Annotated in this window: 22 protein-coding genes; 17 read left to right on the forward strand and 5 right to left on the reverse strand. The window is 73.8% G+C overall.

Annotated features, from left to right (window positions below; translation table 11 throughout):
• Positions 1–5: 5 nt before the first annotated feature.
• Positions 6–1,616: a malate synthase A gene (gene aceB / locus BUB17_RS18185; RefSeq protein ID WP_072920097.1), complete on the reverse strand. Its 1,611-nt coding sequence runs from the start codon at positions 1,614–1,616 to the stop codon at positions 6–8.
• Between the two features lie 191 nt (positions 1,617–1,807).
• Here aceB and BUB17_RS18190 point away from each other — a divergent pair, with 191 nt between their 5' ends.
• The 4 genes from BUB17_RS18190 to BUB17_RS18205 all read left to right on the forward strand — a co-directional run bounded on the left by BUB17_RS18190 (position 1,808) and on the right by BUB17_RS18205 (position 5,838).
• Positions 1,808–2,584 carry an IclR family transcriptional regulator gene (locus BUB17_RS18190; protein WP_072920098.1) on the forward strand — a complete coding sequence of 259 codons (777 nt, stop codon included), beginning with the start codon at positions 1,808–1,810 and terminating at the stop codon, positions 2,582–2,584.
• Between the two features lie 97 nt (positions 2,585–2,681).
• Positions 2,682–3,152, forward strand: a complete 471-nt coding sequence (locus BUB17_RS18195) for a MarR family winged helix-turn-helix transcriptional regulator (protein WP_072920099.1) — start codon at positions 2,682–2,684, stop codon at positions 3,150–3,152.
• Positions 3,153–3,205: 53 nt separating this feature from the next.
• Complete coding sequence (locus BUB17_RS18200; protein WP_072920100.1) at positions 3,206–4,855, forward strand: MDR family MFS transporter; 1,650 nt, start codon at positions 3,206–3,208, stop codon at positions 4,853–4,855.
• Between the two features lie 56 nt (positions 4,856–4,911).
• Complete coding sequence (locus BUB17_RS18205; RefSeq protein ID WP_072920101.1) at positions 4,912–5,838, forward strand: diacylglycerol/lipid kinase family protein; 927 nt, start codon at positions 4,912–4,914, stop codon at positions 5,836–5,838.
• A 93-nt stretch (positions 5,839–5,931) separates the two neighbouring features.
• Here the strand turns inward: BUB17_RS18205 and BUB17_RS18210 are convergent, their stop codons facing one another.
• Positions 5,932–6,372, reverse strand: coding sequence for an OsmC family peroxiredoxin (locus BUB17_RS18210; protein ID WP_072920102.1), 441 nt, complete (start codon positions 6,370–6,372; stop codon positions 5,932–5,934).
• Positions 6,373–6,460: 88 nt separating this feature from the next.
• On the reverse strand, positions 6,461–6,904 hold the full coding sequence (locus BUB17_RS18215; RefSeq protein ID WP_072920103.1) for a MarR family winged helix-turn-helix transcriptional regulator: 444 nt from the start codon (positions 6,902–6,904) through the stop codon (positions 6,461–6,463).
• A gap of 201 nt (positions 6,905–7,105) precedes the next feature.
• On the opposite strand from BUB17_RS18215, the gene clpB reads away from it, so the two are divergent.
• From clpB to BUB17_RS26945, 12 genes are all read left to right on the forward strand, one after another.
• A complete protein-coding gene (gene clpB, locus BUB17_RS18220) occupies positions 7,106–9,691 on the forward strand; it encodes an ATP-dependent chaperone ClpB (protein WP_072920104.1) in 2,586 nt (861 codons plus the stop codon).
• 240 nt (positions 9,692–9,931) lie between these two features.
• Positions 9,932–10,633, forward strand: coding sequence for a hypothetical protein (locus BUB17_RS26940; RefSeq protein ID WP_072920105.1), 702 nt, complete (start codon positions 9,932–9,934; stop codon positions 10,631–10,633).
• Between the two features lie 65 nt (positions 10,634–10,698).
• Positions 10,699–12,336 (forward strand): molybdopterin-dependent oxidoreductase, encoded by a 1,638-nt coding sequence (locus BUB17_RS18230; RefSeq protein WP_072920106.1) that lies wholly within the window; start codon positions 10,699–10,701, stop codon positions 12,334–12,336.
• Positions 12,337–12,432: 96 nt separating this feature from the next.
• Positions 12,433–13,098, forward strand: coding sequence for a fasciclin domain-containing protein (locus BUB17_RS18235; protein ID WP_072920107.1), 666 nt, complete (start codon positions 12,433–12,435; stop codon positions 13,096–13,098).
• Between the two features lie 139 nt (positions 13,099–13,237).
• On the forward strand, positions 13,238–13,891 hold the full coding sequence (locus tag BUB17_RS18240; RefSeq protein ID WP_072920108.1) for a fasciclin domain-containing protein: 654 nt from the start codon (positions 13,238–13,240) through the stop codon (positions 13,889–13,891).
• A 154-nt stretch (positions 13,892–14,045) separates the two neighbouring features.
• Positions 14,046–14,648 (forward strand): orotate phosphoribosyltransferase, encoded by a 603-nt coding sequence (gene pyrE, locus BUB17_RS18245; RefSeq protein WP_244277354.1) that lies wholly within the window; start codon positions 14,046–14,048, stop codon positions 14,646–14,648.
• Between the two features lie 61 nt (positions 14,649–14,709).
• Positions 14,710–16,062: an FAD-dependent oxidoreductase gene (locus tag BUB17_RS18250; RefSeq protein ID WP_072920109.1), complete on the forward strand. Its 1,353-nt coding sequence runs from the start codon at positions 14,710–14,712 to the stop codon at positions 16,060–16,062.
• Positions 16,059–16,655 (forward strand): pentapeptide repeat-containing protein, encoded by a 597-nt coding sequence (locus tag BUB17_RS18255; RefSeq protein ID WP_072920110.1) that lies wholly within the window; start codon positions 16,059–16,061, stop codon positions 16,653–16,655. Before BUB17_RS18250 ends, BUB17_RS18255 begins: the two co-directional genes overlap by 4 nt.
• Before the next feature lie 77 nt (positions 16,656–16,732).
• Positions 16,733–17,767: a class II fructose-bisphosphate aldolase gene (gene fbaA / locus BUB17_RS18260; protein ID WP_072920111.1), complete on the forward strand. Its 1,035-nt coding sequence runs from the start codon at positions 16,733–16,735 to the stop codon at positions 17,765–17,767.
• 78 nt (positions 17,768–17,845) lie between these two features.
• Positions 17,846–18,268 (forward strand): DUF3151 domain-containing protein, encoded by a 423-nt coding sequence (locus tag BUB17_RS18265; RefSeq protein WP_072920112.1) that lies wholly within the window; start codon positions 17,846–17,848, stop codon positions 18,266–18,268.
• A 114-nt stretch (positions 18,269–18,382) separates the two neighbouring features.
• Positions 18,383–18,967: a hypothetical protein gene (locus tag BUB17_RS18270; protein ID WP_072920134.1), complete on the forward strand. Its 585-nt coding sequence runs from the start codon at positions 18,383–18,385 to the stop codon at positions 18,965–18,967.
• A 106-nt stretch (positions 18,968–19,073) separates the two neighbouring features.
• On the forward strand, positions 19,074–19,217 hold the full coding sequence (locus tag BUB17_RS26945; RefSeq protein WP_175561409.1) for a GPGG-motif small membrane protein: 144 nt from the start codon (positions 19,074–19,076) through the stop codon (positions 19,215–19,217).
• Between the two features lie 56 nt (positions 19,218–19,273).
• Here the strand turns inward: BUB17_RS26945 and BUB17_RS18275 are convergent, their stop codons facing one another.
• Positions 19,274–19,891: a hypothetical protein gene (locus BUB17_RS18275; protein WP_072920113.1), complete on the reverse strand. Its 618-nt coding sequence runs from the start codon at positions 19,889–19,891 to the stop codon at positions 19,274–19,276.
• A 66-nt stretch (positions 19,892–19,957) separates the two neighbouring features.
• Between BUB17_RS18275 and BUB17_RS18280 the strand changes: the two genes are divergently transcribed.
• Positions 19,958–21,247, forward strand: coding sequence for an adenylosuccinate synthase (locus tag BUB17_RS18280; protein ID WP_072920114.1), 1,290 nt, complete (start codon positions 19,958–19,960; stop codon positions 21,245–21,247).
• Between the two features lie 106 nt (positions 21,248–21,353).
• On the opposite strand, the gene BUB17_RS18285 is transcribed toward BUB17_RS18280, so the two are convergent.
• Entirely contained in the window at positions 21,354–22,385 is a 1,032-nt protein-coding gene (locus BUB17_RS18285; RefSeq protein ID WP_072920115.1) for a glycerophosphodiester phosphodiesterase family protein, read from the reverse strand.
• Between the last annotated feature and the right edge of the window lie 42 nt (positions 22,386–22,427).

The raw sequence follows: 22,427 nt of genomic DNA on the forward strand, positions 1-22,427 counted from the left end.
CGTCCTCACGGCATCCGCTCGTATGCGGGCAGGGTCAGGAAGTCCGAGTACTCGTCGGACACCGCCATCTCCAGGAACAGCGCGCGGGCGTCGTCCCAGCGGCCGGAGGAGAAGGCGTCGCCGCGGGCCTCGGCGATCGCCTCCATCTCCTCGTCGGTGATCCGCTCGACCAGCTCGCGGGTGACCGTCTCGCCGTTCGAGAGCCGCACCCCGTTGTGCAGCCACTGCCAGACCTGGCTGCGGGAGATCTCGGCGGTGGCGGCGTCCTCCATGAGGTTGTTGATGCCGACCGCGCCTGAACCGCGCAGCCACGACTCGATGTACTGGATGCCGACGCTGATGTTGCTGCGCAGCCCCGCCTCGGTGATCTCGCCCGGCGTGGAGCGCACGTCGAGCAGCTGCTCGGCCGCGACCTGCACGTCCTCGCGCTTCTTGTCGATCTGGTTCGGCCGGTCGCCGAGGACGGCGGTGAAGACCTCCGTGCAGAGCTCCACCATGCCCGGGTGGGCCACCCACGAGCCGTCGAAGCCGTCGTTGGCCTCGCGCTCCTTGTCGGCCCGGACCTTGGCGAACGCCTGTTCGTTGACGGCCGGGTCCTTCGACGGGATGAAGGCCGCCATGCCGCCGATGGCGTGCGCGCCGCGCTTGTGGCAGGTGCGCACCAGCAGCTCGGTGTAGGCGCGCATGAACGGCACGGTCATCGTCACGGAGTTGCGGTCGGGGAGGAGGAAGTCCTCGCCGCGGGTCCGGAACGTCTTGACGACGCTGAACATGTAGTCCCAGCGGCCCGCGTTGAGGCCGGCGGAGTGGTCGCGGAGCTCGTAGAGGATCTCCTCCATCTCGAACGCCGCGGGGTAGGTCTCGATGAGCACGGTCGCGCGGATGGTGCCGCGGGGGATGCCCAGGTGGTCCTGCGCCAGGTTGAAGGCGTCGTTCCAGAGCCGCGCCTCCAGGTGGCTCTCCATCTTCGGCAGGTAGAAGTACGGGCCCTGGCCGCGGTCGATCTGCTTCTGGCCGCAGCTGGCCAGGTAGAGCGCGAAGTCGACCAGGCTGCCGGAGGTCTGCTCGCCGTCGACGGTGATGTGCTTCTCGGGCAGGTGCCAGCCGCGCGGGCGCACGATGATCGTGGGCAGCTCCACGTCGTCGCGGACGCGGTACTCCTTGCCCTCCGGGCTGGTGAACTCGAGCGTTCCGTCGATCGAGTCCATCAGGTTCAGCGGACCGTTGACCACGTTGGTCCACAGCGGGGAGTTCGCGTCCTCCTGGTCGGCCAGCCAGCACCTGGCGCCGGAGTTGAGCGCGTTGATCGTCATCTTCCGGTCGGTGGGGCCGGTCATCTCGACCCGGCGGTCGACCAGGCCGGGCGCGGGCGGGGCGACCTGCCAGGAGTCGTCCTCGCGGATCGACCGGGTCTCCTCCAGGAAGCCCAGGCTGGCCCCGTCGGCCAGCGCGCGGACCCGCTCCTGCCGGGCGGCGAGCCGCTCGAGCCGGCGGCCGTTGAGCTCGCGGTGGAGGAGGGCGACGAGCTCGAGCGCCCGGGGGGTGAGGACCTCGTCGAACCGGTCCTCGATCGGACCGGTGACCTCGAGGCCGTCCACGCCGGCGATGGTGCTCATGGTTCTCCCTGGAGTCGCTGTGCTGGGGGGCCGACCCGTTCCGCTCAGCGGGAGGTCGGAGTACTGTCATTCCGCATCGTGGAACGAGCTGTCTGATTACTGGAAAACTAGTGGGACCCATCACGGCGGTCAACCCGAGGTCCCCACGGTCCGGAACTGGGTCGGCCGAGCGGGACGAGGGGAGCGGGCGCATGGCCGCTGGCGGGTCGGCGGAGGGCGTGCAGTCGCTGGACCGCGCCTTCCTGCTCCTCGAGCTCATGGCCGACGCCGGCGGCGAGGTGGCCATCAGCCGGCTGGCGGCCGACAGCGGCCTGGCCGTCTCCACGATCCACCGGCTGGTGCGCACCCTCGTGGGCCGCGGCTACGTGCGCCAGCTGCCCTCACGGCGCTACGTCCTCGGGCCGCGGCTGATCCACCTGGGGGAGTTCGCGTCGCGGATGCTCGCCACGTGGGCCCAGCCGCACCTGACCCGGCTGGTCGACGCCATCGGGGAGACGGCGAACCTGGCCATGCTCGACGGCGACCGGGTCGTCTACGTCGCGCAGGTGCCGTCGCGGCACTCCATGCGGATGTTCACCGAGGTCGGTCGGCGGGTGCACCTGCACTGCACCGGCGTCGGCAAGGTGCTGCTGGCCCAGTTGCCCCCCGGGACCGCCCGCGAGCTGCTGGTGCAGGGCGGCATGCCCGCGCGTACGGAGCTCACCGTCACCGACCCCGACGAACTGCTGCGCCAGCTGCCCGCGATCGCCGACCAGGGCTACGCCGTCGACGACGGCGAGCAGGAGACCGGCGTCCGGTGCGTGGCCGTCCCCGTGCCCGGTGGCGCCGCGGCGGGGGCGATCTCGGTGTCCGGTCCGGCGGGGCGGCTGGGGCTGGACGCGGTGCCCCGTGCGGTGCCGCTGCTGCAGTCGGCGGCGGCCGCGCTGGCCACCGAGCTCGGACGGGACGGCGGTCGCCCGGCCGGTTGACCGGAGGGCGGCTCGCCGTCGCGGATGAAGTTGCAGACCGCAACCAACTAGATGTATGGTTGCGGTCTGCAAGTACTTCCGCGTGGCGAGGAGCCCCGTGCCCATCACCCCCGAGACCCGTGACCGGCTCACCGCCGGAGTGGGCCGCGTCATCCGCAGCGGACGCCAGCTGGGCGTCCGCGCCGCGGACGCCCTGTACGGCGACCTGCCCGCGTTCGGCTGGGCGCTGCTGGTGCCCCTGGAGCAGGACGGCGAGCAGCGCTGCAGCGCCCTGGCGGCGCGGGCCGGTGTCGACGTCTCCGTCGCCAGCCGGCAGCTGGCGGCCCTCGAGCGGGCCGGCTACGTCGAGCGCCGTCCCGACCCGCAGGACGGCCGGGCCAGCCTGGTGCACCTCACCGACGAGGGCGTCCGTGCCCTGGCCGTGACCCGCGCCCTGCGCGCCCGGTGGGCGGCCGCCGCACTCGCCGACTGGGGTGAGGACGACGCGCGGCTGCTGTCCGGGCTGCTGGAGCGGCTCGCGACCGACCTCGACCGGGCTCCCGCCGTCGTCCACCCCGCCGCCTCGTGACCCGCGGCCACCTCGCGCCACCCACCCACCGCACCAGCCAGTCCAGGAGAACCGTGGCCACCACCGCCCGCGACGACCGCACCGCGGCCGTCGCCACCCCGGCGCCCGCCGGCATCCCCCTCGGCGATGTCCCCCTCGGCGATGTCCCCCTCAGCGATGTCGCCCCTGCGGAGCAGCCGGGGCGGATGACCCACCGCCAGATCCTCTCGGCACTGTCCGGGATGTTGCTGGCGATGTTCGTGGCGTTCCTGTCCTCGACGGTCGTGTCGAACGCCCTGCCGACGATCATCACCGAGCTGCGCGGCACGCAGGGCCAGTACACCTGGGTGGTCACCGCGACGTTGCTGGCCTCGACGGCCTCGACCCCGATCTGGGGCAAGCTCTCCGACCTCTACAGCAAGAAGCTGCTGATCCAGCTCTCGATCGTGGTGTTCATCGTCGGCTCGATGCTGGCGGGCCTCGCCCAGTCGGTCGAGACGCTGATCGCCTGGCGGGTGCTGCAGGGCCTCGGACTCGGCGGTATCCAGGCGCTCGTGCAGATCGCGATGGCCGCGATGATCAGCCCGCGCGAGCGGGGCCGGTACTCCGGTCTCATCGGCGCCGTCATGGCGGTGGCCACGGTCGGTGGCCCGCTGATCGGCGGACTGCTCGTCGACACCAGCTGGCTGGGCTGGCGCTGGTGCTTCTACGTCGGCGTCCCCTTCGCCGCGGTCGCGCTGGTGCTGCTGCAGCGCACGCTGCACCTGCCGGTGACCCGGCGCGCCGTGCGCATCGACTACCTGGGGGCCGCCTTCCTCTCCGCCGGCGTCTCCGCGCTGCTCATCTGGGTCACCCTGGCCGGCGGCACCTTCGCGTGGGCGTCCACCGAGACGGCGCTGTTCGTCGGGGGCGGGCTGCTGGCCGTCGTCGCGTTCGTGGTCACCGAGCTGCGCGCGCCCGAGCCGATCGTCCCGCTGCGGCTGTTCCGCGACCGGACGACGACGCTGTCGATCCTGGCCAGCATCGCGATCGGTGTGGCGATGTTCGGGTCGTCGGTCTTCCTCGGCCAGTACCTGCAGATCTCCCGCGGCTACTCGCCGACCGCCGCGGGCCTGCTGACCCTCCCGATGGTGGGCGGGCTGCTGCTCTCCTCGACCGTGTCCGGCATCCTCATCAGCCGCTCCGGGCGCTGGAAGGGCTACCTGGTCGCGGGGTCGCTGCTCGTCGTCCTCGGCTTCGCGCTGCTCGGCACGGTCGACCACGAGACGGACATGGTGCTGCTCGGCGCCTTCCTGTTCGTCCTCGGCGTCGGCATCGGCATGACCATGCAGAACCTGGTCCTCGCCGTGCAGAACACCGTCGCCGCCCGCGACCTGGGCGCGGCGAGCTCGGCCGTGGCCTTCTTCCGCAGCCTCGGCGGCACCATCGGCGTCGCCGTCCTCGGGGCCGTGCTCGACTCCCGCGTCGGCGAGCTCACCGCGCAGGGCCTGGCCGGGGTGCCGGGCGCCGGGCAGGGCTCCGGTGGGGCCGGCCTGGCCGACCTCGCGGACGCGCCGCCCGCGGTCCGGGCGCTGATCGCGGCTGCGTACGGGGACGCGACCGGGCGGATCTTCGCCGTCTCGGCCGTGGTCGCGGTGGTGGCGGTCGTGACCATCGCCTTCATCCGCGAGGTGGCCCTGCGGACCGAGAGCGGCGACGAGCGGCTGCAGACCGAGTCCGCCTGAGCGCCCGGTCGATCCGCTGGGGCGAGTCGCTCGCCGCCGCGGGCTACGGTGCGCCGGTGAGCGACGCGTCCCGGCTGCTGCTGGTGGTCAACCGCGCGGCCGGCACGGCCGGGGACGACGCGGTCGAGGCCGCGGTCCGGACGCTGCGCGCGGGCGCCGACGTCGAAGTGGTCGCGACGGGGTCGGCGGCCGAGCTGGACGCCGCGGTCGCCGCCCGGGACGGACGCCGGCTGGTCGTGCTGGGGGGCGACGGCTCGGTGCACGCCGTGGCGCGGGCCCTGGACCGGGCCGGCGCGCTGGACCCCGCCGATCCGGTGGGCATCGTGGCCCGCGGCACCGGCAACGACCTCGCGCGGACCCTGGGGCTGCCCCTGGACCCGGAGGAGGGGGCGGCCGTCGTCCTCGCCGGCCGGCCCCGGCCGCTGGACCTGCTGGACGACGACGCCGGGGGGCTGGTGGTCAACGCGGTGCACGCCGGGGTCGGGGCGCGGGCCGGGGCCCAGGCCGACCGGCTCAAGGAGCGGCTCGGCGTGGCCGCCTACCCTGTGGGTGCGGCGCTGGCGGGGGTGAGCAGCCCCGGCTGGCTGCTGCGGGTCGAGGTCGACGGCCGGGTCGCGACGCACCCCTCCGAGGGTTGGGCGGCCGACGGCACGTGCGACGTGCTCATGCTCGGCGTCTGCACAGGCCGTTCCATCGGCGGCGGGACGCCGCTGGCCCCGCAGGCCGAGCCGGACGACGGGCTGGCCGACGTGGTGGTCGCGATCGCGACCGGGCCGGTCGCCCGCGCCGCCTTCGCAGCGGCGCTGACCAGCGGCGACCACGTCGACCGGCCCGACGTCCTGGTGCTGCGGGGACGCCAGGTGTCGGTCGCCGGGGGGCCGGTCGACCTCGACGCGGACGGCGAGGTCGAGGAGGGCGTCCTGGCCCGGACCTGGCGGGTGCGGCGGCACGGCTGGTCGGTGCTCGCGCCGCCGCACCGGTGACCGACCGGAACGGCTCCCGTGGTGACGTGCTGGAACGGCCACCCTCCAGGGCCCCGCGCCGAGCCAGCGAGGTGTGGGGGAAGGGTGGTCCTTCTACTGCTCGAGCGCGGCGTCCAGGCTCATCTCGTCGACCCCGGCCAGCGCCTTGCTCACCGGGCAGCCGGTCTTGGCCGCCTGCGCGGCCTGCTCGAACCCGGCGGCATCGAGGCCCTCGACCTCACCGCGGACGGTGATCGCGATCTTCGTGATGTGCGGCCCGCCGTCCTTCTGGCCCAGCGTGACGTCGACGGAGACCTCCAGGGACTGCGGGGTGCCGCCGGCCTTGCCGATCTCGTTGGACAGCGCCATCGCGAAGCAGGACGAGTGCGCCGCCGCGATGAGCTCCTCGGGGCTGGTGGTGCCGTCGGCCTCCTCGGCCGCGCGCTTGGGGAACGACACCTCGTAGGTGCCGACCTTCGAGCTGGACAGCTCGACCTGGCCGGATCCCTCCTGCAGGGTGCCGTTCCAGGCGGTGCGAGCGGTACGGGTGGGCATGCGATCTCCTCGTCTATGCGGGTACGGCGGCCCCGCTGCAGGGTCCCGCCGCGAGCTTGCGAGTGGTGGGGGGCAGGGGGGTCCTTCTTCAGTTGGTGGTGACCCGCTCGGTGATCAGGTTCAGCTTGGCCTTGAGGTCGGCGAACTCGGCGCGGTCCAGGTCGAGCGCGCAGATGATCTCCCCGGAGATGGCGTCGGCCTTCTCCCGCAGCTCCCGGCCGGCGTCGGTCAGCGCGATGGCGACCGAGCGCTCGTCCTCCACCCGGCGGTGGCGGGTGACCAGGCCCGCGGTGGTGAGCCGCTTGAGCAGCGGGGACAGCGTGCCGCTGTCCAGCGAGAGGCGGGCGCCCAGTTGACCGACGGTCTGGTTGTCCTCCTCCCACAGCAGCATCATCACGAGGTACTGCGGATAGGTGAGTCCGATGGCGTCGAGCAGCGGGCGGTAGCGCGCGGTCATCGCCCGGGAGGCGGCGTAGAGCGCGAAGCACAGCTGGTCCTCGAGGACCGCGCTCGGAGCCGGGAGACGCGTCATTCCTCAGATCCTAGGCCCCCGGCTCCCGGGCGACCGGGGGTTGCCGCTCGACGTGCCCCACACTGGCGCTGAGGCCACGTCCCGCACGGCCTGGACACAGCAGGGTTGAGCGGAACAGACTCAACCCTGCGGTCGTTGGACATCTCGAGACCAGCCGGCCGGCGTGCCCGGCCCCACCCGAGAGGACCGTCCCCACAGACCATGCAGAGCAAGCTGACCACCCGTTCGCAGGAGGCCATCACCGCCGCCCAGCGGCTCGCGGTCGACCGCGGTCAGGCCGCGCTGGAGCCCCTGCACCTGCTCGCCGCGCTGCTCGAGCAGACCGACGGCATCGCCGGCCCGCTGCTCAAGGCCGTGGGCGCCGACGTCGCCGACGTCCGGGCGAAGACCGACGCCGCGCTGCGGCGGATGCCGAGCGTGAGCGGCGCGACCGTGCCCGCCCCCGCACCGTCCCGCGAGCTGCTCCGCGTGCTCAACGCGGCCGGGGAGCAGGCGAGCGCGCTGGGCGACGAGTTCGTGTCCACCGAGCACCTGCTGGTCGGCCTGGCGAGCGCCGACGGCGAGGCGGCGGCGGTGCTCACCAGTGCCGGCGCGACCCGCGATGCGCTGCTGGCGGCCTTCCGCACCGTGCGGGGCAACCGGAAGGTGACCACCGCCGACCCGGAGAGCACGTTCCAGGCGCTGCAGAAGTACGCCGTCGACCTGACCGAGCGCGCCCGCGAGGGGAAGATCGACCCGGTCGTCGGCCGGGACACCGAGATCCGCCGCGTCGTGCAGGTGCTCTCCCGCCGCACCAAGAACAACCCGGTGCTGATCGGCGAGCCCGGCGTCGGCAAGACGGCGATCGTCGAGGGCCTGGCCCAGCGCATCGTGGCCGGCGACGTCCCGGAGAGCCTCAAGGGCAAGCGGCTGATGGCGCTCGACCTGGCGAGCATGGTCGCCGGCGCCAAGTACCGCGGTGAGTTCGAAGAGCGGCTCAAGGCCGTCCTGCAGGAGATCGCCGAGTCCGAGGGCGAGGTCGTCACCTTCATCGACGAGCTGCACACCATCGTCGGCGCCGGTGCCACCGGCGACTCGGCCATGGACGCCGGCAACATGATCAAGCCGATGCTGGCCCGCGGCGAGCTGCGGATGGTCGGGGCCACCACGCTCGACGAGTACCGCGAGCACATCGAGAAGGACCCGGCCCTGGAGCGCCGCTTCCAGCAGGTCTTCGTCGGCGAGCCCTCGGTCGAGGACACGATCGGCATCCTGCGCGGCCTCAAGGAGCGCTACGAGGTCCACCACGGTGTCCGGATCACCGACGCCGCGATCGTCGCGGCGGCGACGCTGTCGGACCGCTACGTCACCGCCCGGTTCCTGCCGGACAAGGCGATCGACCTGGTCGACGAGGCCGCCAGCCGGCTGCGGATGGAGATCGACAGCCGGCCGGTCGAGGTCGACGAGGTCGAGCGCGCCGTCCGCCGGCTGGAGATCGAGGAGATGGCGCTGGCCAAGGAGGACGACCCCTCCTCGGTCGAGCGGCTGGCCACGCTGCGCGCGGACCTGGCCGACAAGCGCCAGCAGCTCGACGAGCTGACCGCCCGCTGGCAGCAGGACAAGAGCGCGATCGTCCGCATCCAGCAGATCAAGGAGGAGCTGGAGCGGGCCCGCCTGGAGGCCGAGCGCGCCGAGCGGGACGGCGAGCTGGCGAAGGTCGCCGAGCTCCGCTACGGCCGGCTGCCGCAGCTGGAGAAGGCCCTGGCCGACGCCGAGACCTCGGTCGCGGGCAGCGACTCGATGCTCAAGGAGGAGGTCGGCCCCGACGACATCGCCGAGGTCGTCCAGGCCTGGACCGGCATCCCCGCCGGGCGGCTGCTCGAGGGCGAGACCCAGAAGCTGCTGCGGATGGAGGACGAGCTCGGCCGGCGCGTCGTCGGCCAGCCCGACGCCGTCCGTGCGGTCTCCGACGCAGTCCGCCGGGCGCGCTCCGGGGTGGCCGACCCGAACCGGCCCACGGGTTCCTTCCTGTTCCTGGGCCCGACCGGCGTCGGCAAGACCGAGCTGGCCAAGGCGCTGGCGGAGTTCCTGTTCGACGACGAGCGGGCGATGGTCCGCATCGACATGAGCGAGTACTCCGAGAAGCACTCGGTGGCCCGGCTGGTCGGCGCCCCGCCCGGCTACGTCGGCTACGAGTCCGGCGGCCAGCTCACCGAGGCGGTGCGGCGGCGGCCCTACACCGTCGTGCTGTTCGACGAGGTCGAGAAGGCCCACCAGGACGTCTTCGACGTCCTGCTGCAGGTGCTGGACGACGGCCGGCTCACCGACGGCCAGGGCCGGACGGTGGACTTCCGGAACACCATCCTGATCCTGACGTCGAACCTCGGCTCGCACCTGATCGCCGACCAGTCGATCCCGGAGGAGCGTCGCCGCCAGGCGGTCATGGACGTGGTCCGGCAGCACTTCAAGCCGGAGTTCCTCAACCGGCTGGACGACGTCGTGGTGTTCCACGCGCTCGGCAGCGAAGAGCTGGCCGGCATCGTCGACATCCAGGTCGGCGTCCTCGCCCGCCGGCTGGCCGCCCGCCGGCTCGCGCTGCAGGTCACCGACGCCGCCCGCGAGTGGCTGGCGCTCAACGGGTTCGACCCGGTCTACGGCGCCCGCCCGCTGCGCCGGCTGGTGCAGTCGGCGATCGGCGACCAGCTGGCCAGGGCCCTGCTGTCCGGTGAGGTCCGGGACGGTGACGAGGTCGTCGTCGACGCCCCCGAGGACCTGGCCGAGGAGGGCCTGACGGTCCGCCGCGGCTGAGGGAGGACCCCCCTGCCCCCACCTCCCGCTGTCCCCCGCGAGCGGGAGGTGCTCCCAGCTCGGGGCGGGTCCCTGCAGGAGGGCCGTTCCAGTGCGTCACCGGGCCCGCCGTCCCAGCCGGGACGGCGGGCCCGGTGCCGTCTCCATCGATCAGGTCTCGATCGCCGTCCGGCCCTGGCCGGTGTGGGCGGGGTGGGTGATCATCGCGGCAGGGACTCGACGGCGAGCAGGGAGTGCGCGATGACGTCAGGGCAGGGCGGTCAGGACCCCCAGCAGGGGTGGCAGCCGCCGCAGGACCAGCCGGGCTGGCAGGCGCCGCCCCAGCAGGGCTGGCAGAACCCGCCGCCGCAGCAGCAGGGGTGGCAGAACCCGCCGCCCCAGCAGGGCTGGCAGGACCCCCAGCAGGGCTGGCAGGGGCAGCCGCCGTACGGCTACGCCGCCGCCCCGTCGGCGCCCGGTTCCCACTTCTCACCGGAGGCGCCGGAGCGGCCGACGACGGTGCGGGTCGGCGTCGGGGCCTTCATGGCCACGCTCATCCTGGGCCTCATCGGCTCGCTGGTGCAGTTCTCCGGCCTCGAGGACCTCGTCGCCCAGGAGGTGGCCAGGGCGAGCGACCCGGTGATCACCGAGGACGTCATCCGGGCCGGCCTGGTCATCGGCGTCGTGATCGGGCTGCTGCTGGTCGCCCTCGAGGCCCTGTTCATCTGGTTCGCCTGGAAGGGCCGCAACTGGGCGCGGATCGTGCTCATCGTGCTGGGCGGGCTCGGCGCCGTCTTCGGCCTGGCCGGCCTGGGCGCGGCCACGGCCAGCACCGGCTTCCTCGACTCGCTGTCGGTCATCTCGTTGCTGCTGACGATCGTCGGCGTCGTCGCGTTGGCGCTGCGGCCGTCCAGCGAGTGGTACCGGGCGATGACCGCCCGCCGGCAGGCCGGACTGCGCTGACCGCTCGTTACGGAGTTGTGATCGGGAGGATGAACCCATAGGGCGGCTGGTCACGAAGACCAGTCGTGACCACCACCGAGCAGCCGCCGGCGACCGGGCAGGGCGGCGGGCGCCGTCCGCTCGCCGCCGGCGCCGGGCTGCTCTCCGCCGGGGTCGCGCTGGGCGCAGCCGAGCTCGTCGCCGGCCTGATCGGCCCGCAGTCCTCGCCGGTCGTCGCCGTCGGCGACACGGTCATCACCCTGGTCCCCGAGCCGGTCAAGGCCTTCGCGATCGCGACCTTCGGTGAGAACGACAAGACCGCCCTCGTCGTCGGCACGCTGGTCGTTCTGGCCCTCTACGCCGCGGTCCTGGGCGTCCTGGCGCTGCGCCACCGGACGGTCGGGGTGGCCGGCGTCGCGCTGTTCGGCGTGGTCGGCGCGGCCGCGGCCGTCACCGGTCCCGCCGGCGGCCCGCTCGACGCGCTGCCCGCGCTGGCCGGCGCGCTGGCGGGGGTCGCCGCGCTGCTGGCGCTCCTGGCCCCGCTCACCGTGCCGACGGCGGGTGCCGCGCACCCCCGTCCCGGCGACCGGACGCCGCCGGCCGAGCGTCTGCGGACGTCCCTCGGCGCCGGTGACCGCAAGGGCGCCGGGCTCGACCGCCGCCGCTTCTTCCTCATCGGCGCTGCCGCCGCGGGCGCCGCCGTCGTCACCGGGGGCGCCGGCCGCCTGCTGCTGCGCCGGTTCCACGTCGGCGAGGCGCGGGCCGACCTCGTCCTCCCGGCCCCGGCCTCCCCGGCGGCGGCCCTGCCGGCCGGCGCCGACCTCGCCGAGCGGATCGTCGGCCTGACCCCGCTGTTCACGCCCAACCGCGAGTTCTACCGGGTGGACACCGCGATCACGGTGCCGCAGATCAGTCCGGCGGACCACCGGCTGTCACTGACCGGGATGTTCGACACCCCGCGCAGCTACACGCTCGACGACCTGCTCGGCCGCTCCGACGTCATCGAGCGCGACATCACCCTGACCTGCGTCTCCAACACGGTCGGCGGCCGGCTGGCCGGCACCGCGCGCTGGCTCGGGATCCCGCTGGGGGCCTTGCTCCGCGAGAACGGCATCCGGCCCGGCTCCGACCAGCTGGTCTGCCGCTCGGCCGACGGGATGACCATCGGCGCCCCCACGCGCTCGGCGCTCGAGGTCGAGGACGCGATGATCGCGTTCGGGATGAACGGTGAGCCGCTCCCGGTGGAGCACGGCTTCCCGATGCGGATGGTCATCCCGGGCCTCTACGGCTACGTGTCGGCCTGCAAGTGGCTGAGGGGCATCGAGGCCTCCACCTACGACGCGTTCGACGCCTACTGGACCCAGCGCGACTGGGCCGCGCAGGCGCCGGTCAAGATCGCCTCCCGCATCGACACCCCGGCGCCGCTGCGCCGCTTCCCGGCCGGTCGCCGTGCGATCGCCGGAGTGGCCTGGGCGCAGACCCGCGGCATCGGCGCCGTCGAGGTCCGGGTCGACGACGGACCGTGGCTGCCGGCGCGGCTCTCCCCGCAGGTGGACGCCGACCTGTGGCGGCAGTGGGTGCTGCCCCACGACTTCGCCCCCGGCTCGTACCAGCTCACCGTCCGCGCGACCAGCGCCGAGGGCGAGGTGCAGACCGCGGAGCGCGCCGAGCCGTTCCCCGATGGGTCGAGCGGACTGCACTCCATCCGGGTCAACGCGACCTGAGCCACCCCACAGCTCGTCTCGGCCGCCGGCCGCAGGCGTGGTCCGCGACCCCCCGGGTCGCGGGCCGGACCCCGCACGACGACCAAGGAGATCCCCGTGAAGGGCACCCTCACCCGCACCGCCGTACTGGTCACCGCCGCCGGCACGGCCATCACGCTGAGCGCCTGTGGCGCCGAGGACACCGCCTCGGACGCCGCCGCCGACACCGGCTCCAGCAGCTCGTCCCCGGCCGCGCCGGAGACCAGCACGCCGATGGGCACCGACACGGCCACCGCCGAGCCGTTCGGCGAGGGCTGCACCGCGGTCCCGGCCGACGGTGAGGGCAGCTTTACCGGCATGACCGACGACCCGGTGGCCACCGCGGCCAGCAACAACCCGGTGCTGTCCACGCTGGTGCAGGCCGTTCTGCAGGCCAACCTGGTCGACGCCCTGAACACCGCGGAGGACGTCACCGTGATCGCCCCGGCCAACGCGGCGTTCGAGGCCGTTCCGCCGGACGCGCTGCAGGCGGTGCTGGCCGACAACACCCAGCTCACCGCCATCCTGACCCACCACGTCATCGAGGGTCGGCTGGCCCCCGACGAGCTGGCCGGCACGCACACGACCCTCAACGGCGACGAGGTGACCATCGAGGGCTCCGGTGCGGACTTCACCGTCGCCCAGACCGTGACCGGCACCCCGGCCTCGGTCATCTGCGGCAACGTCCAGACGGCGAACGCCACCGTCTACATCGCCGACCAGGTGCTCGCTCCGGCCATGTGATCGACCGCTGACGGCGGGCCGTCGTCCTCACGGACGGCGGCCTGCGGTCATGTGCCGGATTGCAGCCGCGCCGTTACGTGCTGTGGTGGCTCGCGCCGGGGATGATGGCGGGCGCCCCCGACGAAGGAGCCCCGCCCCCGTGACGCGCACCCCGATCCGCCGCGCCCTGCTCGCCGCCACCGCACTGGCGCTGCCGCTGGCCGGCTGCGGCTCCGACGGGCCGGCGGACGACGTCCCCGCGGCGAGCGGCGCGCCGGCGACGACGCCCGCGACGGAGGCCGCCCCGCCCGCGCCGACCGGACCCTTCGGCCCCGGCTGTGCCGGGCTCCCGCCCGAGGGGCCGGGCAGCCCGGCCGCCCTCGCCGCCGCCCCGGCCGCGACCGCGATGTCGACCATCCCGGGGCTGGCCAACACGATGGTCACCGTGCACGCGGCCACGCTCGCCGCGTCCCTCGACGCCACCCAGGACCTCACCGTGCTGGCCCCGGTCGACGAGGCCTTCGCTGCCGTTCCGCCCGCCACGCTCGACCCGCTGCTGGCCGACACCCCGCGGCTGACCGCGCTGGTCACCCACCACGTCATCGCCGGCCGGCTGGCCCCCGGCGAGCTGGCCGGCACGCACACCACGCTCGACGGCGGCCAGGTGACCATCGACGGCGCGGGCGAGGTCTTCACGGTCAGCGCCGACCAGACCCTGCTGGGTGCGGCCGACGCGACGGTCGTCTGCGGCAACCTGCCGACGCTCAACGCGACGGTCTACGTCGTCGACCAGGTGCTCACCCCACCCGACTGAGCGTGCTGGAACGGCCTCCCTCAGGAACCCGCCGTGGCCCCGTCCAGCGGCTCACCGCAGGCTTCGTCCCGGGTCCCACCCTGAGCCTGCGAAGGGTGGGGAGGACGAGGTCCTCCCACGGTGAGGAGGGCGGGGTCCTCCTAGGGTCGGCGGCATGGCACAGGACCCTCTCCCTCCGCACTCCTCGTCCCTCGGGGCAGGCCCCGGTGAGGGTGCCGCCCTGCCCGACCGCGACCGGCTGCTCGAGCTGGTCGTCGACCTCGCCGTCGTCCACGGGCGGGTGACGTTGTCCTCGGGGCAGGAGGCCGACTGGTACATCGACATGCGCCGGCTGACGCTGCACCACGAGGGCGCGCCGCTGGTGGGCCGGGTGATGCGTCAGCTCACCGGGGACCTGCGCTACGACGTCGTCGGCGGGCTCACCCTGGGCGCGGACCCGGTCGCGACCGCGATGCTGCACGCGGCGGCCGCGGGGGAGGGCTTCCTCGACGCGTGCGTCGTCCGCAAGGCCGGCAAGGCGCACGGCCTGCAGCGCCGGATCGAGGGGCCGGACGTCGCCGGTCGCGCCGTCCTCGTGGTCGAGGACGTCTCCACCACCGGCTCCAGCCCGCTGACCGCCGTCGAGGCGCTGCGCGAGGCGGGCGCCGAGCCGGTCGCCGTGGCGGTCGTCGTGGACCGGGGCGGGCGGGCCGCGGTGGAGGCGGCGGGTCTGGAGTACCGGGCCGCGTTCACCCTCGCCGACCTCGGCCTGGAGTAGCCCAGGTCCTCGTCCCGCTCGACCCCGGCACGGTGCAGCGGAGGCGTGACAGTCTGGCGTCATGAGCGCAGACCGCCTGCTCGTCGTCGGGGGCGACGCCGCCGGGATGTCCGCGGCCACCGCGGCCCGGCGACTGCGCCCGGCGGAGGACCTCGCGATCACCGTCCTCGAGCAGGGCCCGGACGTCGCGTTCTCCGCCTGTGGCATCCCCTACTGGGTGGGCGACCTCGTCGAGGACCGCGACCGGCTGATCGCCCGCACACCGCGGGAGTTCGCCGCCCAGGACGTCGAGGTCCGCACCGGCACCCGCGCCGAGGAACTCGACCTGGACGCCGGCACGGTGCGCACCAGCGGCGGCGAGACGCTCGGCTTCGACCGGCTGGTCGTGGCCACCGGCGGGCGGCCGCTGCGTCCCGACGTCCCCGGCCTGGACGCGCCCGGCGTCCACGGGGTGCACCGGCTGGCCGATGGCGCCGGCATCCGCGCCGCGGTCGCGGCCGGCGCCCGCCGGGCGGTGGTCCTCGGCGGCGGCTACATCGGCCTGGAGATGGCCGAGGTGCTGCAGGCCCGCGGGCTCGAGGTGACCATCGTGCTCGCCGACTCGCTGCCGATGTCCCTGCTCGACGCGGACATGGGGGAGCGGATCTGCAAGGCGCTCGGTGACATGGGCATCGACGTGCAGCCCGACCAGCCGGTGCGCGCGGTCGAGACGGGTGCCGACGGCGCGGCGCGCGCGGTCACCACCGACGTCGGCAGCTACGCCTGCGACCTCGTCGTCCTCGGGCTGGGCATGGGCCCGGAGGTGGAGCTGGCCCGCGCCGCCGGCCTGCGCATCGGCGAGACCGGCGCGATCGACGTCGACCGCACCCAGCGCAGCCGGTCGCACGGCTCCGTCTACGCCGCCGGGGACTGCAGCCAGACCTTCCACCGGCTGACCGGCGAGGCGGTGCACGTGGCGCTCGGCACGCACGCCAACAAGCAGGGCCGCGTGGCCGGCTCGGTGATCGGCGGCCGGGCGGCCCGCTTCGCCGGTGTCCTCGGCACGGCGGTGACCAAGGTGGGCGACCTGGAGATCGGGCGCACCGGGCTGTGCAGCGGCCAGGCCGAGGCCGCCGGCCACGACTTCCGCACCGAGACCATCGAGGGGACGACGCGGGCCGGCTACTACCCGGGCGCGGAGCCGATCACGGTGAAGCTGGTCAGCGACAGCGGATCCGGGCAACTGCTCGGGGGCCAGATCATCGGCGGGCCGGGTGCCGGCAAGCGGATCGACGTCCTGGCCACCGCGATCTGGGCCGGGCTGACCGCCGAGGAGTTCGCCGGCTCCGACCTCTCCTACGCGCCGCCGTTCTCACCGGTGTACGACCCCGTGGTCGTCGCGGCCCGGGTGGCCAGCCGGGTGGAGCTGGGGTGAGCGGGACCGAGGTCCGGGACGAGGACCGCTACGGCGAGGACCTCTCGGGCTCGGAGCACACCGGGGTCACCTTCAGCCGGGTCGACCTGTCCGAGACCACGGACGACGGCGCCGTGTTCACCGACTGCGTGTTCCGGGACTGCCGGTTCACCCTGAGCCGGCACGCCGACGCCGCGTTCGTGAACTGCACCTTCACCGGCTGCTCGTTCGCCCAGGCGGTGTTCACCGACTGCAAGCTGGTCGGCAGCAGCTTCGACCGCTGCAACGTCGACCTGATGACCGTCGAGGGCGGCGACTGGTCCTTCGTCGTCCTGCGGCGCGCGCACCTGTCGCGCGCGACGCTCACCGGCGCGCGGATGCGCGAGGCCGACCTCACGGAGGTGCGGGCGGCCGGGGCCGTCCTGCGGCACCTGGACCTCTCCGGCGCGCTGCTCACCGGGGCGGACCTCTCCGGCGCCGACCTGCGCGGCAGCGACCTGACCGCCCTCGACCCGCGGGAGGTCGAGCTGGCCGGCGCGCAGGTCGACGCGGCGCAGGCGGTGGTGCTGGTGACCGCACTGGGCCTGCAGGTCGGACCGGAGGCCACCGGGTAGCGGGTGTCGCCGCAGGGGAGCCGGGCGCGATACTGGCCGCCGGACCAGCGCCGCCACCGACGCAAGGAGTGCCCCGCATGCCCATCGCGACCCCCGAGGTCTACGCCGACATGATCAACCGGGCCAAGGAGGGCGGCTTCGCCTACCCGGCGATCAACTGCACCTCGTCGGAGACGGTGAACGCCGCGCTGCGCGGCTTCGCCGACGCCGGCAGCGACGGCATCATCCAGTTCTCCACCGGTGGTGCCGAGTTCGGCTCGGGCACCCGGGTCAAGGACATGGTCACCGGCGCCGTCGCGCTCGCTGAGTTCGCGCACGTCGTCGCCGAGAAGTACCCGGTCAACATCGCGCTGCACACCGACCACTGCCCCAAGGACAAGCTGGACGCCTACGTGCGCCCGCTGATCGCCCTGTCCAAGGACCGCGTCGACGCCGGCCAGGCGCCGCTGTTCCAGTCCCACATGTGGGACGGCTCGGCCATCGACCTGGACGAGAACCTGCACATCGCCGCGGAGCTCATCGAGAAGTGCGCCGCTGCGAAGATCGTGCTCGAGGTGGAGATCGGCGTCGTCGGCGGCGAGGAGGACGGCGTCTCGCACGACATCAACGACAAGCTCTACACCGCGCCGGGCGATTTCGTGGCCACCGCCAAGAGCCTCGGTCTGGGCGAGAAGGGCGTCTACCTGCTCGCCGCGACCTTCGGCAACGTGCACGGCGTGTACAAGCCCGGCAACGTCAAGCTGCGCCCGGAGATCCTCAAGGAGGGCCAGGACGTCGTCTCGGAGGAGTTCGGCCTCGGGGACGGCGCCAAGCCGTTCAACCTGGTCTTCCACGGCGGCTCGGGCTCGGCGCAGGAGGAGATCCGCGAGGCGCTCTCCTACGGCGTGGTGAAGATGAACGTCGACACCGACACCCAGTACGCCTTCACCCGGCCGATCGCCGGGCACATGTTCTCCAACTACGACGGCGTGCTGAAGGTCGACGGCGAGGTCGGCAACAAGAAGACCTACGACCCGCGCACCTACATGAAGCTCGCCGAGACCAACATGGCCGCCCGCGTCGTCGAGGCGTGCGAGGACCTGCTGTCGGCCGGCCAGTCGGTCGGCGCCTGACGTGACCGAGCTCGCGAGGGCACGCATGGACGGAGCGACCCGGGCCGCAGGTCCGGCGAGCGCCAGCGAGGCGGAGCTGTGACCCACTCGCACCACAACCTGCTCGGCGAGCCGCCGGCCACGCTGCTGCCCGGCAACCCGGAGGCCGACGCCGAGCTCGCCGCGGGCAACCCGCCGGCCGAGGTCGCCGCGCACCACCCGACGGTGAGCGCGGCGTGGGCGGCGCTGGCCGAGGCGGCGATCGACCGGTCCGAGCGGGTGCTCACCGACGTCATCGAGGCCTACGCCTACGCCCGCACCGGCTACCACCGGGGGCTGGACGCGCTGCGCCGCAACGGCTGGAAAGGCCACGGCCCGGTCCCGTGGTCGCACGAGCCCAACCGCGGGTTCCTGCGCTGCGTGACGGTGCTGGCCCGCGCGGCGGAGGCGATCGGCGAGACCGACGAGCAGGAGCGCTGCAGGCAGCTGCTGCGCGACTGCGATCCCACGCTGGCCGCCTGACGAGCCGGTGCGGGCGCTCCTCGCGCACTGCCGGTGCAGGAGAGCCGGCAGTGCGCGGGGAGCACCCGCGGAGTGCGCCCCTGGATCGTCGGGCCCGACCGGCACACTCGAGCCGTGGACCACTTCCCGGGCACCGTCACCCGCCGGCTGCGTCCCCTGCTGATCGCCGTCCACGAGGCGCTGTCGGCCGGCGTCGCGGTCAGCGCGGCGATCCACGCCCGCCACGGGTGGAACCCGACCGCTGACCGGCACCTGGACCACCAGCTGGTCCGCCGCGAGGCGATGGAGCGGCTCCGGCCGTGGGGTGCCGGTCCCGACGAGCTCTCCGATCCGCTGCAGGCCCGCCTGCTGGACCTCGACACCGGCACCGACAACCTGGGCCTGCCGATGAGCGGGCTGATCCTGCGCACCCCCACCGATGTGGTCCGGGTCTGGCGTTCCGACGACGGCGAGCTGCCCGCCGCGGCCACCGACGGCCTGCGCGCCTTCTACCGCCAGGACCCGAGCCGCCAGCTGCGGCTCCCCCTCGACCCCGAGGGGCCGCGCGCCGCGGCAGGACACCTGGCGCTGCTGTGGGCCGACTCCGGCGGCGTCCTCACCCGCTTCGACCTGGTCCGGCCGTGCGGGCACGTGGGCCGGCGGGTGCAGGTCGACTGGCACGTCGACCTGCGCGAGCGGCTGGGACCCCCCGCTGCCTGACATCACTCTGGGTGATGGGAGGACGGAGAACGGGCGGGAGCGACCCGTGATCGGTTACCGTCCGTCCCCAGCGTCCGGTCCGGACGCCCGTCCCGGAGGTGCCTCCATGGCCACGCTTCTCTGGATCCTCGCCGTCGTCCTCGTCGTCGCCGGCATCGTCGCGATCGTCCGCAGGCAGCTGCTGTGGGGGATCGTGCTGATCGTCGTGGGCCTGCTCGTGGGGCCCGGCGGGGTCAGCCTCTTCGCCTGAACGCGGCCCCGTCCAGAGGCGAAGCTGCGAGCAGCGAGCCTCTGGACGGGGCCCTCTCAGGGCTGCAGGCGCCAGCGCACCCGGTCGTCGGCGTACCACGTCCAGCGGGTGACCGGCCGCGGGTGGGGGACGCCGTCCCGGGTGATCCGGGCCGGGTCGCAGGCGATCTGCACGGCTCGTCCGCTGGTGCGCCGGCCAGGGCGCAACGGCAGCGTCAGAACGGTCACGTCGAGGGTGTCCACGGCCCGCCAGTCGGGCCGGACGTCGATGCGGGTGATCTGCCCGTCGGCGACCTTGACCGCGTCGTGGTGCGCCTGCGCGCCCAGCCGCCGCGCCAGCGGACGGCGCCGTTCGTCCCCGGCCGCCTCGACGCGGCCGTGGTGCAGCAGCACGCCGCCGTGGTCGTCGCGCACCAGGCCGAGCTCCCGCGCCGCCCCGGTGCCGATGCCGAGCGCGCGGGCCAGGGCCCCCGAGTCGCCGTCGCCGGCGGGCTCCCAGGAGACGGGGACCTCCGCCGTCCGCCCGGCCTTCCACAGCGCCGCCAGCACGCCGGCGAGCGCGGGCACCGGCCCCCTGACCAGCAGCGCGTCGGCCTCGGCGGCGGGTGCGACGGCCCCGCGGTCCGGCGCCTGACCCGGCGACAGACCGCGCAGGTCGAACTCGACGAGGGGCATGCCGATACCCTGCCACCTGCCAGCCGGTCGACCGCCGGTGACGAGTCCGAGGGGGACGACAGCGAGATGCCGGCAGTCGTGCTGATCGGCGCCCAGTGGGGCGACGAGGGCAAGGGCAAGGCCACCGACCTGCTCGGGGGGCGCGTGCCGTACGTCGTCCGCTACCAGGGTGGCAACAACGCCGGGCACACGGTGATCACACCGGACGGCGAGAAGTACGCGCTGCACCTCATCCCGTCGGGGATCCTCACGCCCGGGTGCACGCCGGTGATCGGCAACGGCGTGGTCATCGACCCCGAGGTGCTCATCGGCGAGCTCGCCGGCCTCGAGGAGCGCGGCGTGGACACCTCGCGGCTGGTCATCTCGGCCGACGCGCACCTGATCATGCCGCACCACCGGGCGCTGGACCGGGTCACCGAGCGCTTCCTGGGCAAGCGCAAGATCGGCACCACCGGCCGCGGGATCGGCCCCGCCTACGGCGACAAGGTCGCCCGCACCGGCATCCGGGTGCAGGACCTGCTCGACCTGTCGATCCTCCGGCAGAAGCTTGAGGGCACCCTGCAGGAGAAGAACCAGATCCTGGTCAAGGTCTACAACCGCAAGGCGATCGACGTCGACGAGGTCGTGGCGGAGTACGCCGGCTACGCCGAGGTGCTCAAGCACCGGATCGCCGACACCCGCCTGCTGCTGGGCAACGCGCTCGACGCCGGTGAGTGGGTGCTGCTGGAGGGCTCCCAGGGCACCCTCCTGGACGTCGACCACGGCACCTATCCGTTCGTGACGTCGTCCAACCCGACGGCGGGTGGAGCGGCCGCCGGGTCGGGCATAGGGCCCACCCGCATCGACCGGGTGGTCGGGATCCTGAAGGCGTACACGACGCGCGTCGGCTCCGGCCCGTTCCCGACCGAGCTGTTCGACGCCGACGGCGAGTACCTGCGCACGCAGGGCGGTGAGGTCGGCGTGACCACCGGCCGGGACCGCCGCTGCGGCTGGTTCGACGCCGTCGTCGCCCGCTACGCCAGCCGGGTCAACGGCATCACCGACTACTTCCTCACCAAGCTCGACGTGCTGTCCGGCCTGGAGACGGTGCCGATCTGCGTCGCCTACGACGTCGACGGCGTCCGGCACGACGAGATGCCGATGACGCAGACCGACTTCCACCACGCCACACCGGTGTACGAGGAGATGCCGGGCTGGTTCGAGGACATCCGGAACTGCCGCACCTTCGACGAGCTCCCGGCCACCGCGCAGGCCTACGTCCGGCGCCTGGAGGAGCTGTCCGGCGCGCGGATCAGCGTCATCGGCGTCGGCCCGGGCCGCGACGAGAACGTCGTCCTCCACGACCTGATCGGCTGATCGTGCCTGGCCATGATCAGGTCACCTGATCATGGAGCGTCCTCCCTCACCGTGTGACGTGAGGGAGGACGCGCTGCGATCAGGTCACCTGATCATCGCGACGCGGCTAGGCTGCGGCGGCGACCTGGAGCTCCTGCCTCGCTGCGACAGCGACGTCGGGGGCGTCGGTGATCAGTCCGTCGACGCCCAGGGCCAGCAGCAGCCGGGCCTCGGTCTGCATGTCGCCGGTCCCGCTCACCGCCTCGCCGCGGCGCAGGTGCTGCGGCAGGAACGCGTTCTCCGGGCGCAGCGTCCACGGGACGACGGCGAGCCCGGCGCGGTGGGCCTGGGCGATGAGGTCCGAGACGCCGGTCATCGCCTGGTCCGCGTCGCGCCGCAGGATCCGGTGCCGGCTCGGCGCGATCCCCTGCGCGTAGGTGCTGACCTCGCGCAGGCCCGCGGGCGTGACCAGGGAGTCGTCCTCGCCTGCGTCGTCCACCAGCTGCAGCATGGTCGGCCCGCGGTGCCCGAGGTCGGCCCGCAGCTCCCGCAGCGCGGCGGCGTCGAAGGACTGCACGACGACGGTGCCGTCCGGGCCGGCCGCGCCGAGGCGGCGCAGCTCGGCGGCGACGAGCTCGGTCATCGGGACGCCGGCCTCGTGGCCGAACCAGCTGGGCTTCTTCAGCTCGGCCAGCACGCGGACCTGCCGGTCGGCGGTGGAGCGGCGGCGGGCGATCGCCACGACCTCCGCCAGGGTGAGGATCCCGGCCCGGCCGTCGTAGGTGGTGTTCAGCGGGCGCAGCGCCGGCATCCGCTCGACGGCGCGCAGCGTGCGCAGCTCGGCGAGGGTGAAGTCCTCGCTGAACCAGCCGGTGCGCTCGCGGCCGTCGACGACGCGGGTGGTGCGCCGGTCGGCGAACTCGGGCCGGTCGGCGACGTCGGTGGAGTGGGAGAGCTCGTTCTCGTGCCGGACGACGAGCGCGCCGTCGCAGCTGACGACGATGTCGGGCTCGATGAGGTCGGCACCCAGGTCGATGGCCAGCTCGAAGCTGGCAGCGGTGTGCTCGGGGCGGTACGACGGTGCACCGCGGTGACCGACGATCACGGGACGGGCAGGGCGGGTCGCCGGGACTGTCGCCGGCGACGCGATCGCGCGCATGCCCTTTACAACACCTGAGCAAGGTGTCCATGACGCGAACGC

It is taken from the genome of Geodermatophilus obscurus (genome assembly GCF_900143215.1).
Lineage (GTDB): Bacteria > Actinomycetota > Actinomycetes > Mycobacteriales > Geodermatophilaceae > Geodermatophilus > Geodermatophilus obscurus_A.

Excerpts from the sequence above, each read along its gene's own strand:
- fbaA (WP_072920111.1), top strand. The coding sequence starts at position 16,733 with ATGCCCATCGCGACCCCCGAGGTCTACGCCGACATGATCAACCGGGCC.
- BUB17_RS18285 (WP_072920115.1), bottom strand. The coding sequence starts at position 22,385 with ATGCGCGCGATCGCGTCGCCGGCGACAGTCCCGGCGACCCGCCCTGCC.
- clpB (WP_072920104.1), top strand. The coding sequence starts at position 7,106 with ATGCAGAGCAAGCTGACCACCCGTTCGCAGGAGGCCATCACCGCCGCC.
- BUB17_RS18275 (WP_072920113.1), bottom strand. The coding sequence starts at position 19,891 with ATGCCCCTCGTCGAGTTCGACCTGCGCGGTCTGTCGCCGGGTCAGGCG.
- BUB17_RS18215 (WP_072920103.1), bottom strand. The coding sequence starts at position 6,904 with ATGACGCGTCTCCCGGCTCCGAGCGCGGTCCTCGAGGACCAGCTGTGC.
- BUB17_RS26945 (WP_175561409.1), top strand. The coding sequence starts at position 19,074 with ATGGCCACGCTTCTCTGGATCCTCGCCGTCGTCCTCGTCGTCGCCGGC.
- pyrE (WP_244277354.1), top strand. The coding sequence starts at position 14,046 with ATGGCACAGGACCCTCTCCCTCCGCACTCCTCGTCCCTCGGGGCAGGC.
- aceB (WP_072920097.1), bottom strand. The coding sequence starts at position 1,616 with ATGAGCACCATCGCCGGCGTGGACGGCCTCGAGGTCACCGGTCCGATC.
- BUB17_RS26940 (WP_072920105.1), top strand. The coding sequence starts at position 9,932 with ATGACGTCAGGGCAGGGCGGTCAGGACCCCCAGCAGGGGTGGCAGCCG.
- BUB17_RS18250 (WP_072920109.1), top strand. The coding sequence starts at position 14,710 with ATGAGCGCAGACCGCCTGCTCGTCGTCGGGGGCGACGCCGCCGGGATG.
- BUB17_RS18210 (WP_072920102.1), bottom strand. The coding sequence starts at position 6,372 with ATGCCCACCCGTACCGCTCGCACCGCCTGGAACGGCACCCTGCAGGAG.
- BUB17_RS18280 (WP_072920114.1), top strand. The coding sequence starts at position 19,958 with ATGCCGGCAGTCGTGCTGATCGGCGCCCAGTGGGGCGACGAGGGCAAG.
- BUB17_RS18190 (WP_072920098.1), top strand. The coding sequence starts at position 1,808 with ATGGCCGCTGGCGGGTCGGCGGAGGGCGTGCAGTCGCTGGACCGCGCC.